At 42.5% G+C, this 15,814-nt stretch carries 16 protein-coding genes; 7 read left to right on the forward strand and 9 right to left on the reverse strand.

The window, feature by feature from the left end; translation table 11 throughout:
• The first annotated feature begins 15 nt into the window (after positions 1-15).
• The 5 genes from L4C39_RS07150 to yacG all read left to right on the forward strand — a co-directional run bounded on the left by L4C39_RS07150 (position 16) and on the right by yacG (position 3,823).
• The gene (locus L4C39_RS07150; RefSeq protein WP_371711722.1) at positions 16-1,242 is read left to right on the forward strand and encodes a type II secretion system F family protein; all 1,227 of its coding nucleotides are present in this window, start codon (positions 16-18) and stop codon (positions 1,240-1,242) included.
• Between the two features lie 95 nt (positions 1,243-1,337).
• Positions 1,338-2,207 carry a prepilin peptidase gene (locus tag L4C39_RS07155; RefSeq protein ID WP_429745167.1) on the forward strand — a complete coding sequence of 290 codons (870 nt, stop codon included), beginning with the start codon at positions 1,338-1,340 and terminating at the stop codon, positions 2,205-2,207.
• Between the two features lies 1 nt (position 2,208).
• Positions 2,209-2,823 carry a dephospho-CoA kinase gene (gene coaE / locus L4C39_RS07160; protein WP_017054171.1) on the forward strand — a complete coding sequence of 205 codons (615 nt, stop codon included), beginning with the start codon at positions 2,209-2,211 and terminating at the stop codon, positions 2,821-2,823.
• A 27-nt stretch (positions 2,824-2,850) separates the two neighbouring features.
• Positions 2,851-3,591 carry a cell division protein ZapD gene (gene zapD / locus L4C39_RS07165; RefSeq protein ID WP_017054172.1) on the forward strand — a complete coding sequence of 247 codons (741 nt, stop codon included), beginning with the start codon at positions 2,851-2,853 and terminating at the stop codon, positions 3,589-3,591.
• Positions 3,592-3,625: 34 nt separating this feature from the next.
• Entirely contained in the window at positions 3,626-3,823 is a 198-nt protein-coding gene (gene yacG / locus L4C39_RS07170) for a DNA gyrase inhibitor YacG (protein WP_017054173.1), read from the forward strand.
• 114 nt (positions 3,824-3,937) lie between these two features.
• Here the strand turns inward: yacG and rplS are convergent, their stop codons facing one another.
• The 5 genes from rplS to ffh form a co-directional block, all read right to left on the reverse strand.
• A complete protein-coding gene (rplS, locus tag L4C39_RS07175) occupies positions 3,938-4,291 on the reverse strand; it encodes a 50S ribosomal protein L19 (protein ID WP_113799265.1) in 354 nt (117 codons plus the stop codon).
• Between the two features lie 41 nt (positions 4,292-4,332).
• Entirely contained in the window at positions 4,333-5,091 is a 759-nt protein-coding gene (trmD, locus tag L4C39_RS07180) for a tRNA (guanosine(37)-N1)-methyltransferase TrmD (RefSeq protein ID WP_113799267.1), read from the reverse strand.
• Between the two features lie 30 nt (positions 5,092-5,121).
• Positions 5,122-5,676: a ribosome maturation factor RimM gene (rimM, locus tag L4C39_RS07185; protein WP_113799269.1), complete on the reverse strand. Its 555-nt coding sequence runs from the start codon at positions 5,674-5,676 to the stop codon at positions 5,122-5,124.
• A gap of 25 nt (positions 5,677-5,701) precedes the next feature.
• Positions 5,702-5,950, reverse strand: coding sequence for a 30S ribosomal protein S16 (gene rpsP / locus L4C39_RS07190; protein ID WP_113799271.1), 249 nt, complete (start codon positions 5,948-5,950; stop codon positions 5,702-5,704).
• Positions 5,951-6,156: 206 nt separating this feature from the next.
• Positions 6,157-7,539: a signal recognition particle protein gene (gene ffh, locus L4C39_RS07195; protein ID WP_029203537.1), complete on the reverse strand. Its 1,383-nt coding sequence runs from the start codon at positions 7,537-7,539 to the stop codon at positions 6,157-6,159.
• A gap of 206 nt (positions 7,540-7,745) precedes the next feature.
• Between ffh and L4C39_RS07200 the strand changes: the two genes are divergently transcribed.
• Complete coding sequence (locus tag L4C39_RS07200) at positions 7,746-8,540, forward strand: cytochrome C assembly family protein (RefSeq protein ID WP_171755913.1); 795 nt, start codon at positions 7,746-7,748, stop codon at positions 8,538-8,540.
• A gap of 144 nt (positions 8,541-8,684) precedes the next feature.
• Positions 8,685-9,959, forward strand: coding sequence for an HlyC/CorC family transporter (locus L4C39_RS07205; RefSeq protein ID WP_017054180.1), 1,275 nt, complete (start codon positions 8,685-8,687; stop codon positions 9,957-9,959).
• 88 nt (positions 9,960-10,047) lie between these two features.
• Here the strand turns inward: L4C39_RS07205 and luxS are convergent, their stop codons facing one another.
• The 4 genes from luxS to L4C39_RS07225 form a co-directional block, all read right to left on the reverse strand.
• Positions 10,048-10,566, reverse strand: coding sequence for an S-ribosylhomocysteine lyase (gene luxS / locus L4C39_RS07210; RefSeq protein ID WP_113799274.1), 519 nt, complete (start codon positions 10,564-10,566; stop codon positions 10,048-10,050).
• A 35-nt stretch (positions 10,567-10,601) separates the two neighbouring features.
• A complete protein-coding gene (locus tag L4C39_RS07215; RefSeq protein WP_017054182.1) occupies positions 10,602-11,201 on the reverse strand; it encodes a transglycosylase SLT domain-containing protein in 600 nt (199 codons plus the stop codon).
• Positions 11,202-11,224: 23 nt separating this feature from the next.
• On the reverse strand, positions 11,225-12,802 hold the full coding sequence (gene gshA / locus L4C39_RS07220; RefSeq protein ID WP_113799278.1) for a glutamate--cysteine ligase: 1,578 nt from the start codon (positions 12,800-12,802) through the stop codon (positions 11,225-11,227).
• Positions 12,803-12,913: 111 nt separating this feature from the next.
• The gene (locus tag L4C39_RS07225) at positions 12,914-15,772 is read right to left on the reverse strand and encodes a M16 family metallopeptidase (RefSeq protein ID WP_429745173.1); all 2,859 of its coding nucleotides are present in this window, start codon (positions 15,770-15,772) and stop codon (positions 12,914-12,916) included.
• Positions 15,773-15,814 lie beyond the last annotated feature (42 nt).

The following is a 15,814-nucleotide window of genomic DNA, read 5'->3' on the forward strand; positions in this document are numbered from 1 at the left end:
AAAATTGGAATAGCCATGAAACACAATAAACCAATACCACTCAAAAATTTTCGTTGGAAAGGCATCAATAGCTTAGGAAAAAAAACATCAGGACAGATGCTAGCCCTCAGTGAGCTTGAAGTAAGAGATAAACTCAAAGAGCAACATATTCAGGTAAAAAAGCTAAAGCGCGGCAGTGTTTCTCTACTCACGCGATTAGCTCATCGAGTCAAACCAAGAGATATTACTCTTCTTACTCGCCAACTTGCCACCATGCTCACTACAGGGGTGCCGATTGTCCAAGCGCTCAAACTCGTGGCAGACAATCACCGAAAAGCGGAAATGAAATCGATTCTCCTGCAGATAAGTAAGGGCGTTGAGGCAGGAACGCCAATATCAAAAGTAATGAGAACCAGCAGTCACCACTTCGATAGACTCTATACAGACCTTGTTGCAACGGGTGAGCAAGCGGGAAACTTGGCGGAAGTCTTTGAACGTTTAGCCACTTATAGAGAAAAAAGCGAACAACTGCGTTCCAAAGTTATTAAAGCGCTTATCTACCCGACAATGGTCATGTTCGTCGCGTTAAGCGTATCGTATTTGATGTTAACAATGGTGATCCCTGAATTTGAAACCATGTTCTCTGGTTTTGGGGCCGATCTTCCATGGTTTACCCAACAAGTGATGCGACTTTCCCATTGGATGCAAGCTTATAGCCTATATATCGTAGTATTCACTGTCGGCGCTGTTATTGTCATAAAAAGTATGCGTAAACGTCTATTTTCGTTTCGCTTAATGACCTCTCGCTGGGGGCTCAAATTTCCGATCATAGGCAGCGTGGTAATGAAAGCCTCTCTCGCCAAATTCAGTCGAACGCTATCGACTAGTTTCAGTGCCGGAATCCCTATCCTATCAAGTTTGCAAACTACCGCGAAAACCGCAGGTAATGTTCATTTTGAAACCGCTATTCATCAAGTCCATCAAGAAACGTCGTCAGGGGTTCCAATGTACATTGCGATGCGTAATACCAATGCATTTCCTGAAATGGTACTGCAAATGGTGATGATTGGAGAGGAATCTGGAAAACTCGACGATATGCTGAACAAAGTGGCGACCATTTATGAATTTGAAGTCGACAATACGGTTGATAATCTCGGAAAAATATTAGAACCATTGATCATCGTTTTCTTAGGGACATTAATTGGAGGTCTCGTGGTCGCAATGTACCTACCAATCTTTAACTTAATGAGTGTTATAGGATAAGATATACCAACTTGGATGAATAATCGTGAACAAAAGAACATACGTTAGCCCCATCCACACGCTTACCCTATACAACACCCTATTTGAGATCCTAAATGGAAATTTTTGAGTACTACCCGTGGGTTTTTCCTATTCTCGCAACTATTTTTGGCTTAATCATTGGTAGCTTTCTAAATGTTGTCATTCATCGCTTGCCTCTCATAATGGAGCGCGAATGGAAACAAGAGTGTGCTGAATCCTTTCCTGAATATAATCTTCCGAAACCTGAAGGCGTATTTAACTTAAGTGTTCCACGTTCGACATGCCCTAAATGCAAAACTCAATTACGTTTGATCGACAACATACCGGTCATAAGTTGGTTATTCCTAAAAGGGAAATGCCACCACTGTGAAAATCCAATTAGCGCTCGTTACCCTGCGGTTGAAACTCTTACTGCGTTAATGAGTTTTGCTGTGGCGAGTCACTTTGGTTTCAGTTATTTTACGGTCGCTTTACTGTTTTTCACTTTTGTATTAATTGCAGCCACGTTTATTGACCTTGATACTATGCTGCTTCCAGACCAACTAACCCTGCCACTCATGTGGGCGGGCATCGCTCTATCCGTTTTTCAAATCAGCCCTGTATCGCTGCAAGACGCTATCATAGGCGCGATGGCAGGTTACCTCTGCTTATGGTCAGTTTACTGGGGGTTTAAGCTGCTCACAGGCAAGGAAGGGATGGGTTATGGTGACTTTAAGCTTCTCGCAGCCCTTGGCGCTTGGTTAGGCTGGCAGCACCTTCCTCTCATTATTTTACTCTCATCCCTAGTCGGGCTATTTTTCGGTCTAATCCAACTTCGACTGCAGAAGCAAGGTATCGACAAAGCTTTTCCGTTTGGCCCTTATTTAGCCATCGCAGGTTGGATCAGCTTGCTATGGGGCAGTAACATCATGGATTGGTATCTCACATCCATCTTAGGGGGTTAATATGGCTCTAATTATTGGTTTAACCGGTGGGATCGCCAGCGGTAAAACAACGGTATCCAATCTTTTTCACTCTCAATTTAATATTGATGTTGTCGATGCGGATATCGTCGCTCGTCAAGTTGTTGAGCCCGGGACTGTTGGTATTGAAAAGATCGCTCAACATTTTGGTTACGACGTTCTCTTCGATAATGGCGAATTAAACCGAGCGAGATTAAGAGAACGGATTTTTTCCGATCCCAATGATAAAGCTTGGTTGAATGAATTGCTGCATCCCATGATCCGCGAAAAGATGCTAGCGGATTTAAATCAAGTCACCTCCCCTTATGCATTACTTGTTGCTCCACTGCTCATCGAAAACAAGCTTCAGTCAATGGTAGATCGTATCCTAGTGGTCGATGTAAGTGAACAGACCCAGCTAGAGCGAACCATTTCAAGAGACAATGTGTCACTCCAGCAAGCTGAATCTATCTTGAAATCACAAGCGACCAGGCAGCAACGATTGCAATTCGCTGATGACGTGGTTAAAAATGATACGAAAAACGGGGGAATTTTGTCTCAAGTCACAGAATTACACCAAAAGTATCTGGCTATTTGTAGAGAAAATCAGTCAAAATAGAACGGAACAGACCTAAGGCTTAGTTAGATGACCACCCACAGATTTGAACACCCATTAAATGAAAAGACTCGTATTTACCTGAGAGTAGAATCTCTCCTCAGGCAACTGCACCTGTCTTCTACATTTGAGGATGGTCAACAGTACCAATTGTTTTTCCGTTCTCTTTTCGATCTGCTTGAAATATTTGAGCAAATCCAACTGAAAAGTGAGCTTGCAAAAGATATTGAGAAGCAGCGTCAAACTTACAAAAGCTGGTTAAACGTCGATGGTGTTGATCAAGAAATGTTACTCAGCGTTTTAAAAGAGGTGGATAGTATCCATCGCAACTTGATGGCAGCTGAACGCTTTGGGCAATCTCTAAAAGAAGAACGCTTCCTCAGTGCAATTCGCCAACGCTTTAACCTTCCGGGTGGTTCGTGCTGTTTTGATCTTCCGGCACTGCATTACTGGCTTCACCTTCCTTTAGATAAAAAAACCAGAGACGCAAAGCTTTGGACGAGTACATTGCGACCTCTTTCCGACGCGCTCAGCTTGTGGTTAAAGCTAACCCGTGAGACTGGTCATTTTAAACCGCAAATTGCTCGTAGTGGTTTTTTCCAAAGTGATGCTGAAGAAGCCAATATCCTGCGCCTGTCTATTCCGCTCGATTATGGTGTCTATCCAATGATTTCTGGCCACAAGAACCGTTTCGCGATTAAGTTTATGTCATTTGAAACTGGTCAAGCAGGCACTCAAGACGTAGAATTTGAGTTAGCAATTTGTAGTTAGAGTTAAATACTAAACTCTCAGATCAGGAAGAAAGATGTCGAACAAACCAACCATCGTAAAATGCCCCCAATGTGAAGCTGACGTAGAATGGGGAGAGCAAAGTCCTCATCGTCCTTTCTGTAGCAAACAGTGTCAAATGATTGATTTTGGAGAGTGGGCGGACGAAGAAAATTCAATTCCAGGCGCACCAGATATGTCCGATTCTGATGGCTGGTCTGAAGATCCTTATTAATCCACTGGATGGCAACTTATCGATTTAGCTAGCATCACCCAATAAATGCCATGATTCAGAAACAAAAAAGCGGAGCCATGAGGCTCCGCTTTTATTATGAGAATGCAAAAAGAATTACTTCTTAGCAAGTTTCTCTCTAATACGAGCAGACTTACCAGAACGCTCACGTAGGTAGTACAACTTGGCACGACGTACTGCACCACGGCGTTTAACTTCGATGCCGTCAACAATTGGTGAGTGAGTTTGGAATGTACGCTCTACGCCTTCACCGTTCGAGATTTTACGAACTGTAAATGCAGAGTGTAGACCACGGTTACGAATAGCGATCACAACACCTTCGAACGCTTGTAGACGCTCACGGTCACCTTCTTTTACCTTAACCTTAACTACAACAGTATCACCTGGTGCGAATTTAGGAAGGTCTGATTTCATTTGCTCTTGCTCAAGAGCGTTGATGATATTACTCATTTGTAAATACCCTAGAATAAACTGATACTAAATTTAATAGGTTACTGCTTGCTTTTCGTTGAGAGACGTTGCTCTTTTACGAATTCAGCCAGTAATTGTTCCTGTTCGTCAGTCAGAGCTAGGTTTTCCAGAAGCTCTGGTCTTCTAAGCCAAGTACGGCCTAACGATTGTTTCAATCGCCAGCGACGAATGTCTTGGTGATTTCCGGATTTCAGTACCACTGGTACTTCTGCTCCATCCAACACTTCAGGACGCGTGTAATGTGGACAATCTAACAAGCCATTTGCAAAAGAATCCTCTTCTGCTGAAGCAAAATCCCCTAATACCCCTGGAATAAACCGAGATACAGAGTCAATTAACGTCATGGCAGGCAGTTCGCCCCCTGTCATTACAAAATCACCAATTGACCATTCTTCGTCAACTTCGGATTGAATAATGCGCTCATCTACCCCTTCGTATCGACCACAAATAAGAAGCAAGTTCTCACTTGTTGCCAATTCTTCAACTCCCTGTTGGTCGAGTTTTCGACCTTGAGGAGAAAGGTAAATCACTTTCGTCTTTCCCGGAGATGATTTCTTAGCTGTTTGGATAGCATCGCGCAAAGGCTGAACCATCATTAACATGCCAGGACCACCACCGTAAGGTCTATCATCAACAGTGCGATGTTTGTCATGAGTGAAATCACGAGGATTCCAAGTCTCAATAGACAAAAGACCTTTTTTTACCGCTTGACCTGTTACTCCGAAGTCGGTAACTGAACGGAACATTTCAGGAAATAGGCTAATAATGCCAACCCACATGTGTTCTCTCGCTCTATACGTTATAAGGAGTTAGAAACCAGGATCCCAGTCAACTTCGATCCGGCGAGCTTCGCGATCAACATTTTTGATCACTTGCTCTTCAAGGTACGGGATTAACCGTTCCTTTTGGCCAAAAGCATCTTTAAGATTAGCTTTCACTACAAGAACATCGTTGGAGCCCGTCTCTAATAGGTCAGTGACCTCACCAAGAGAATATCCCTTAGTGGTTACGACTTGCATACCAAACAATTCACGCCAGTAGAATTCTTCTTCTGACAACTCTGGTAATGAGGCTGGGTCAATAGCAATTTCGAAATTAGTCATCAGTTGCGCTTCTTCACGAACTTCTAACCCTGCTAGTTTACATACATAGCCTTGACCATGACGTTTCCAGCTTTCTACTTTGTACTCAACCCATTTGCCCTTTTGGTTTAAATACCAAGGAGCATAATCAAAAATACTTTCAGCATTGTCTGTGTAGGAGAATACTTTAAGCCAGCCACGAATGCCGTAAGTAGACCCAAGTTTACCCACCACAATTCTTTCGTTTTGCTCACTCATTGATTCTTTATCCTTCATCGACATAAGCTATTTCTCTATAAATAAAGAATTAAGCCGCTTTTTGAGCGTCTTTAACTAGCTTAGCAACACGGTCAGATAGAGATGCACCTTGACCAACCCAGTGGTTAACGCGATCTAGATCTAAACGTAGGCCTTCTTCTTGGCCAGTTGCAGTAGGGTTAAAGAAACCTACTTTCTCGATGAAACGGCCAGTTACAGAATTACGGCTGTCCGCTACTACGATTTGATAAAATGGACGCTTCTTCGCGCCGTGACGTGCCAAACGAATGGTAACCATATCGTCCTCTTTGCTTTCTTAAAAATAAAATTAACCCCAATAACCATTTTCTTAACGAAATAGCTTGGGGTCTCGTGCCAAATTAAAGCCCCGGAATTTTACTCTTATTCAGAGTCAATGCAAGGGCTTTAGTTATTTTTTCGCCACTATCGAGTTCGTAAACTTTCTGTGACAGAGCTAACAGATTGATAAATTAGGCGACAGAATTATCTTCCGAAGCCGCCCATACCACCCATTCCTCCCATGCCGCCCATCATGCCTTGCATGTTGCGCATCATTCCTTTCATTCCACCCTTCTGCATTTTTTTCATCATTTTCTGCATTTGAGTGAACTGTTTAAGTAGACGGTTAACATCTTGCACTTGAGTACCAGAACCTGCCGCAATACGTTTTTTACGCGATCCTTTGATCAATTCAGGGTGCAGGCGCTCTTTCATTGTCATAGAGCTAATGATCGCTTCCATCTGCTTAAACATTTTGTCATCAACTTTATCTTTGATGTTATCTGGCAGGTTACTCATTCCAGGGAGCTTATCCATCATCCCCATCATGCCGCCCATATTTTGCATCTGACCAAGCTGTTCACGGAAATCTTCTAAATCAAAGCCTTTCTTTTCTTTAAACTTCTTCGCTAACTTTTCAGCTTTTTCTGTATCGACATTACGCTGTAAGTCTTCGATCAGTGACAATACGTCACCCATTCCAAGGATACGTGATGCAACACGCTCAGGGTGGAATGGTTCTAAAGCATCAGTTTTTTCACCTACACCTAAGAATTTAATCGGTTTACCTGTGATATGACGCACCGATAAAGCAGCACCACCACGCGCATCACCATCGACTTTAGTCAGAATCACACCAGTAAGAGGAAGAGCATCACCAAAGGCTTTCGCGGTGTTTGCCGCATCTTGACCGGTCATTGCATCAACAACAAATAGAGTTTCTACCGGAGTGATGGCTGTATGCAGATCTTGAATCTCTGACATCATATCTTCATCGATAGCAAGGCGACCTGCGGTATCGACAATTAGTACGTCATAGAATTTCTTCTTCGCATGATCAATAGCAGCATTAGCAATAACCAATGGTTTTTGATCTGCCGATGATGGGAAGAAATCAACACCCACTTCACCCGCAAGTGTTTCAAGTTGTTTGATCGCTGCCGGACGATATACATCGGCAGAAACCACAAGCACTTTCTTCTTATCTCTTTCTGTCAGTAACTTCGACAGCTTAGCCACACTGGTGGTTTTACCTGCACCTTGTAAACCTGCCATTAAAATGACGGCTGGAGGCTGAGCGGCTAAATCTAACGCTTCATTAGATTCGCCCATCACAGCTTCAAGCTCTGACTGAACTATTTTTATGAACTCTTGACCCGGAGTGAGCGATTTAGAAACCTCTACTCCAACCGCGCCCTCTTTTACGCGCTTTACGAAATCACGAATAACAGGAAGGGCAACGTCTGCCTCAAGAAGCGCCATGCGGACTTCACGTAGTGTTTCTTTAATATTATCTTCGGTCAGTCGACCTTTACCGCTGATGTTCTTCAGCGTCTTGGATAATCGATCAGTTAAATTCTCAAACATATCTATCTCTTCGCTCATTAATGCGATGTATTACGTTTAGTATACCTTAGCCATGAAAAGAGTCATACCCGTTGCTGAAGGCTTCTTTTTAAGTAGTGTTAGGAACTGAGAACTTGCTCAGAATCAATTCTATTGGTTTAGCCCATAGCCCCATAGACGGATGCAGGGTATAATTCCTTCATTAGACAATCATTTTTGTAGGAAACATGGACAGCTTAATTGCTATAGTTGCAGCGATTCTCTACGTGATGGCAATCGCGATGATCGTACCGGGCCTTGCACATCAAACCGGGATCCGAGCAAAAACGGTATTAGTTAGCGCTTCTTTGGCGTTGCTTTTTCATGCTTGGTTACTCAGCGATCTGATTCTGAATGGCTCAGGGCAGAACTTAAGTATTCTCAACGTTGCCTCTTTGATAAGCTTTATTATCTCAGTGGTCATGAGTGCTGCCATGCTAAAAACCCGCCTGTGGTTCTTATTACCTGTGGTTTATAGTTTTGCTGCTATCAATTTAAGTGCCGCCACATTTTTACCAAGCACCTTTGTTACCCACCTTGAAAATGATCCAAAACTACTGATTCATATCTCTTTTGCTCTATTTTCTTATTCAACTCTAACCATTGGTGCTTTATATGCACTTCAATTAGCCTGGTTAGATTACAAACTGAAAAATAAGAAAGCACTGTCTATTAATCCAAACCTTCCCCCTTTAATGATGGTTGAAAGACAACTTTTCAAGATCATTTTAATTGGAACAGCATTATTAACCGGAACCTTAATCACTGGTTTTGTGTTCGTACAAGATATGTTTGCTCAAGGGAAAGCGCATAAAGGTATTCTCTCTTTTATTGCTTGGATTATTTACTCTGTACTTTTATGGGGTCACTACCATAAAGGATGGCGCGGAAGGAAAGTCACTTGGTTTGCCGTTGCTGGTGCCACTTTGCTAACTCTTGCCTATTTTGGTAGCCGATTCGTGCGAGAAATCATTTTAAACTAGTGCATTACGGTGCCTAATATCATTGAATGAAGGTGCATTGATTGCACCTTTGTTTTATCAAAAAATCGACATTCATAAAAAATTGACATCACGACCATCTTCGGTCATTAATTAAGCAGCTATATAAAAAGGAATAAAATAGTTTTGGACGACATATCTACGGGTATCTTATTTGCGCTACTCGCGTGTCTCATTGTTATTTCAGGTTATTTTTCAGGTTCAGAAACTGGGATGATGTCTCTGAATCGTTACCGCCTAAAGCATTTAGCCAGTACTGGTCATAAAGGGGCGAAACGTGTAGAAAAGCTATTGAGCCGACCTGATCGTCTTATTGGCCTAATCTTAATCGGTAACAACCTTGTCAATATTTTAGCCTCAGCGATTGCCACGATCATTGGCATGAGGCTGTATGGGGATCTTGGGGTTGCCATTGCGACTGGTGCGTTGACTATGGTCGTACTCGTTTTTGCTGAGGTGACACCAAAAACGTTAGCAGCACTTTATCCAGAAAAAGTGTCATATGCGAGTAGTATCCTGCTTGGCATCTTAATGAAACTTCTGTCGCCCCTCGTCATTTTAGTCAACTTTATTACTAACGGCTTTATCCGAGTGCTTGGGATAAAAGTTAAACATGGCGCGAAAGATCACCTAAGCTCTGAAGAATTAAGAACCGTCGTGAATGAAGCGGGGAATCTTATTCCACGCCGTCACCAAGATATGTTGGTGTCTATCTTAGATTTAGAGCATGTCACGGTGAATGACATTATGGTGCCGCGTAATGAGATTACTGGTATCGATATTAACGATGACTGGAAATCGATCGTTAGGCAACTCACTCACTCACCTCATGGTCGCATAGTGCTATACCGAGACCAAATAGATGAAGTGGTGGGTATGCTTCGCCTACGTGAAGCGTACCGTCTGATGCTTGAAAAAAATGAATTCAACAAAGAAACGTTATTACGAGCAGCCGATGAGGTGTATTACATTCCGGAAGCGACACCACTGAATGTCCAAATTCTAAAATTCCAACGCAATAAAGAGCGAATTGGTCTGATTGTCGACGAGTATGGTGACATTAATGGCTTAATCACTTTAGAAGATATTTTAGAAGAGATTGTCGGTGAGTTTACAACATCCATTGCGCCTAGTTTATCGGAAGAGATCACGCCACAGAATGATGGCAGTTTCTTAATTGAAGGCAGTGCCAATATTCGAGATATCAACAAAGGGTTAAAATGGACATTACCTACCGATGGACCAAGAACATTAAACGGGTTGATATTGGAACATTTAGAAGATATTCCTGAAAGCCACTTAAGTGTGCAGGTCTCTAACCACCCAATGGAAATCGTTGAACTCGAAGAGAATCGCATTAAATTGGTCCGTGTTTTTCCTTCACTTGAAGAATCTGCTTAGCAGAGCCATATTTATATGAGTCCACAAAAAAGGGGTGATACGAATGTATCACCCCTTTTTTAATGCTCTGTCTATTCGAGATAAAAAATCAATCTATTTTAAGCTCTTGTAACATAGACTCAGGTAGAGCCAATTCATCATTTTTATTCACCTCAATTCCAGCATCAATGATGGCTTGAGCGATATCTTGAGCCTGTTCCAGCGAGTGCATGCTTGCCGTTCCACACTGGTACTCATTTAGCTCTGGGATTTTATTTTGGCTCTCGACTTTGAGTACATCTTTCATTGCGGCAAGCCAAGCAGTTGCGACTTGCTCTTCAGAAGGTGTACCAATTAAGCTCATGTAAAAACCGGTACGACAGCCCATCGGTGAAATATCAATAATCTCGATCGACTCATCGTTTAAATGTGCACGCATGAACCCAGCATATAAATGCTCTAAGGTATGAATACCTCGTTCAGACAAAATATCCTTATTTGGAGCCGTAAAACGCAAATCAAACACCGTAATAGTATCGCCTTTTGGGGTTTGCATCTTCTTGGCTACTCGTACCGCTGGCGCATTCATACGGGTATGATCGACAGTAAAACTATCCAGTAACGGCATTGCTCATCTCCTTGCAATTTACTCTAACAAGCCAGTTAAAAAAACCAGCTGCGATTGTCTTCTAGCTCTTGTCGGCACTGTTTTAGCTGCCCACCATAATTCTTTGCTTGCTGCTCGACTTTTCGAGCGATTTTTTTCAGTGTAGGTTTACCTTGATAACTTTTACGTTTGAAGCCACCACGGCCTTCATGGTAAGCCAAATATTGATTATAAGGGTCCCACTTTGATATCCCTAGCTGACGCTGAGTCTCGCTTGTATACCAACCAACAAACATTAATGAGTCATCAAAATTCGTTCTCGAACCACCATGATTCGTTGCCTTCTGAAAGTCTTCCCACGCCGGGTCCTGAGCTTGCGCGTAGCCATAAGCACTGCTCACTCGACCCCACGGGATGAAACCTAAAATGTAGTCTTTCGGAGGCCTCGCATCATGGCGAAAACTACTCTCTTGTTTAACGAATGCCATGGCGACGTTAATCGGAGTACCCCACTCATCTTCCATCTCTAAAGCATCATCATACCAGCTTGGGTTTTCACGAAAAATTTCACAAAGGTTACTTTGTTTTTTCGGTGGTGGTGTTGCACAACCCGCTAATGTAAAAACAAATACTGCGATCAAAATTGAACGAAACACATGACATCCTTGGCTATTATCGATTATTTGTCATCACTATTCAGGTATGAGAAATAATCACTTAAAAATGCATCAAAACTCGCGGTATCCGACTGTTCAATCTCTTTTTGAGCAACAATAGAACGCTGCACTTCTTGCTCCATTAACTCCGCAGAATAATGTTTAAACTGATGCTGAAGGTGCTCGTCACGGAACGCTTTTCCTAGTTCGCAACCAAGATTACCTAGCCCCCCCATCTCTTTCGTCTTCTCTAAAAGTTGACCTGAAATGGTAAGTTCTGGTTCATCAATCCAGCCTGATAGCTTATGGCAAACATCTTGATAATCTGTTCCACCTAACTCAGAATCCATCAGCTTTGCGATATCCATTAAATCAACAAACACGCGCTTAGCCCACTGCTGTAGCGTGAGTTTTTCGCCATGACAGCCAATTTGAAGCTCTAAACCAGGCTTACGACCTTCTAAAATGACTTTATTCCAATTGTCACGCCAGCACTCTAACTCGCAGTTGTTCATCTCTTCGGAGTCTGACAGTACGCTCCAAGTTAAAAACAGGTCCAAAAACCTCACTTGATCGTCTGTTATGCCGATGGAGCTGAATGGATTCACATCTAAAGACCGAACCTCAATGTATTCAACGCCAGCTCTGGCTAGTGCTTCTGACGGTTTTTCACCGCTCTTAGCAACACGCTTAGGACGAATAGGTGCATACAATTCATTCTCAATTTGCAGAACATTACTGTTCAACTGGCGATGTTCGCCTTCGACTTTGATGCCGATTTCTGCAAATTCATCAGAAGGAGTATGAATCGCTTGATTCAACCCTTCCAAGTATTGGTCTAAACCATTAAAGCCAATTTTCAATGAGCTTTGTGCATTATTGGTGTAGCCCAAATCACTTAAACGCAATGATGTTGCTTGCGGTAAGTAAAGTGTTTTGCCTATGTTTTCAAACGGCAAGTTACTTTCTCGCCCTTGAATAAACGAAGAGCACAAAGCAGGTGAAGCGCCAAAGAAGTAAGGGATCAACCAACCAAAGCGGTAATAATTACGAATTAATCCAAAGTAAGCGTCTGACTTCGATGCTTCGCGATCGCTTTGTACCTGCTCACCATATAATGCATCCCAAAATGATTCAGGGAATGAGAAGTTAAAATGCACACCAGATATGATTTGCATCAGGCTGCCATAACGGCGTTTCAAACCTTCACGATATAAGGTTTTCATTTTGCCTGTATTTGATGAGCCATATTGAGCTAATTGAATATCCTCTTCGTCGCCTACATAGCAAGGCATGGAAAGAGGCCACAACTTCTCATTATCTAATTTGGTTTGGGTAAAGTGATGCACATCTTTAAGCTGTGCCAATAGTGTGTTCACGTCATTCGATACTGGCGTTATAAATTCCAGTAAAGATTCAGAAAAGTCAGTGGTGATCCATTCGTTTGTTAACGCTGAACCTAAGCTTTTCGGATGAGGCGTTAATGCTAAACGACCATCTTTTCCATAACGTAATGTTTCACGCTCTACACCACGGCCAAATTGTGAAAACACAACGGGATTATCTGCAACTTTTTTAAGTCGCGCAGCAAAATCAGTCAAAATTCAGTTCACTTATCTTATATCGTTCTTATTCGAACCATTATAATTCGTTGGCCCATGTAAAAGAGGCTTCGAGAGAGACATATGGCCTCTCCCTATTTAATGTGTGCTCTAATGGATAATTTCAAGCTCTACGACAGGAATATCCAATTTTTCTAGCTCAGGTTTGAGGGTTTTGGCATCTCCTACCACTATAAATTGGTAGTCGTTTGGATCAAACCATTTGCGGGCTAAATTGTTCAACGTCTCTTTATCCACCATTTCTACAATGTCGTTGCGCTGCTGTAAGTAATCTTCGTCTAAGCTAAATGCTAAGATGTTACTCAACAACATTGCTTTTTGAGCTGGCGTTTCGTACTTCAAAGCGTCCTGCTGTCCTACCGCCAAGCGCATAAAATCAACTTCATCTTGGGTCAGTCCACTAATACTGATTTCTTGTAACTCATTTTGCAGTTCAATAATAGATGCTACCGTCACATCCGCACGAACTTGAGCATTAAAGACGATGGCCCCGGTCTCCCTATTACTTGCAAAGTAGCTACCAGCACCATAGGTATAACCTTTATCTTCACGTAAATTTTGATTTATGCGACTATTGAAATTACCGCCTAAGTTAAAATTTGCCAATTGACTTAAGTACAACTCACCAGTGGCATCAAATGGCAGCCCTTTTCTCACCATACGAACGATGCTTTGAGGAGCGCCCGGCTTATCAACAAGATAAAGTTTCTGCTCTGTTAGTGGCTTGACAATTTGTGGCCTCAGCAACGGAGCTGCCTCAGCTTCCCAACTTTCGATAAAAGAGAGCTCTTTTTTGATCTCACGTTTGGATACATCTCCCACAACAATAATATGAGCACCTTGTGGCGTGTAGTTATCTCGGTAGAAGTTTTTAATATCTTGTAGCGTGATTGATTTGATCGATTGCTCAGTACCATCACTTGAGCGTGCAAAGATAGAGTCACCGAAGAGCACTTGTCTCGTCGCTTGTGAAGCCATCCAGCTCGGTTGTTGGTGTTGATAAACCACACCTTCTAACATCTGCATTTTTAGTCGCTCAAAATCGTCTAGCTCAAAGGCAGGCGTAAAGAGTTGCTCTTCCACAATCGCTAATGTTTCCGATAAATTTTGCTTCAGAGATGAAACGGTGATCTTGGTTGTATAAGCGCCAGCACTAATATTAATCGTACTACCTAATCTATCCAATTGTGCTTGAAGGGCTTCAATGGAGTGAGCTTGAGTCCCCTCTTCCATCATAGCGGCAGTGAAATTTGCTAACCCCTCTTTTCCTCGTGGAACATATCGCTCTCCTGCTGGAAGTTGGATTTGCAATTGTACGGTTGGCGTTTCATTGCTCACGGTTCCAAGTAACTCAGTACCATTGGTGTAATGGAGCTTATATAGGCTCGGCATTTCAGCTTTTACCGCTTGAGCAACTTCGGGGATTTGTGAGCGATCAAACTCATCGACTGCACGACGGTAAACAAGTTGATCATCGGTCACTTTCTTATATTCAGGAAGCGTTCGATCAGGAGTGGTAAAGGTTGCTTTTCTGACAGCTAGCTTTTGTTCTCCCTTAGGAATAACGCTTAACGTTACTTTCGCTTTACCTTTGATGAAATCATCGTAGGCTTTTTCTACCGACTCAGGAGAGACAGATCGAATCTGATTTAGTTTAGACTCTAATCGATCTGGCTGACCATAAAATGTTTGGTTTGACGCTAATTGTGACACTTTCCCACGTACACTCTGCAATGCAAAAACGGCATTCGCTTCTGCACTACCTGTTATTTGATCAAGTCTTTCTTGCTCAACACCTTGCGCTTCAAACTGCTCAAGTGTAGCCATCACTTCTGAATATAAATGGGTAAGATCGCCTTTATCTCCAGAGTCACCCATGGCATAGACGTAAAGGGTACAGGCTAATTCTGCACAATCTTGAAATGCACCTGCATCTACCGCTTTTTGCGTCTTTATTAGGTTTTGATATAAGTAGCTATTGGTGCCGCTACCTAACACGTTTGCCAGTGCATTCACTGAAGATTCGCTGGAGTCTCCGCGATAAGTGGTAGGCCAACCGATAAGAACCATCGGCTGACGAATTCGGTCTTCTAATGTGATGTATCGATCTTCGGTCAATATTGCTGGTGCTTTGGGTGCATTTTCAACATCCGGCCCTGATGGGATCGATCCAAAGTATTTATTCACCCATTCTAATGTTTGATCAACATCAATATCACCACCAATGGTAATTACCGCATTATTTGGGCCATACCAACGCAAGAAGAATGCTTTAAGATCATTCACATCAACTCGATCTAGGTCTTCAATGTAACCAATGGTCTGCCAAGAATAAGGGTGACCTTCGGGATAAAGCGCTTCTCCCATTTTCTCCCACATCAAACCATATGGACGGTTATCGTAGCTCTGTGCTCGTTCATTTTTTACGGTATCTCTTTGTATCTCAAACTTCTTCTGAGAAACCGCATTTAATAGAAAACCCATCCGATCCGATTCAAGCCACAGCATTTTCTCTAACTGGTTCGAAGGCACGGTTTCGAAGTAGTTTGTTCGATCTCGATTGGTGGTGCCATTAAGTGTTCCACCGGCTTCGGTAATGATCTTAAAGTGTTGCTGATCCCCCACATGCTCAGATCCTTGAAACATCATATGCTCAAAAAAATGCGCAAAGCCTGATTTACCAATCTCTTCACGGGCAGAGCCTACGTGATAAGTCACATCAACATGAACGAGAGGATCAGAATCATCAGGCGATAAAATGACGGTTAACCCATTATCTAATTGATATTTTGAGTACGGGATCATGACCTTGCCAGCGCTAGAGTCGACCTCTTCAACAAGAGTCACGCCTTTAGGCAATGATGAGAAGAAAGGAACCGATACTGGTACTTGAGATGAGCAGCCATAGAGGGCGATGAGGGATAAAGCACCAAGACAAACCTTTTTCATTGGTTCTCCTTAAAAATTGATAGCAAAAATATCATCGGTGAA

The organism is Vibrio clamense (genome assembly GCF_050337905.1).
Taxonomy (GTDB): domain Bacteria; phylum Pseudomonadota; class Gammaproteobacteria; order Enterobacterales; family Vibrionaceae; genus Vibrio; species Vibrio cortegadensis.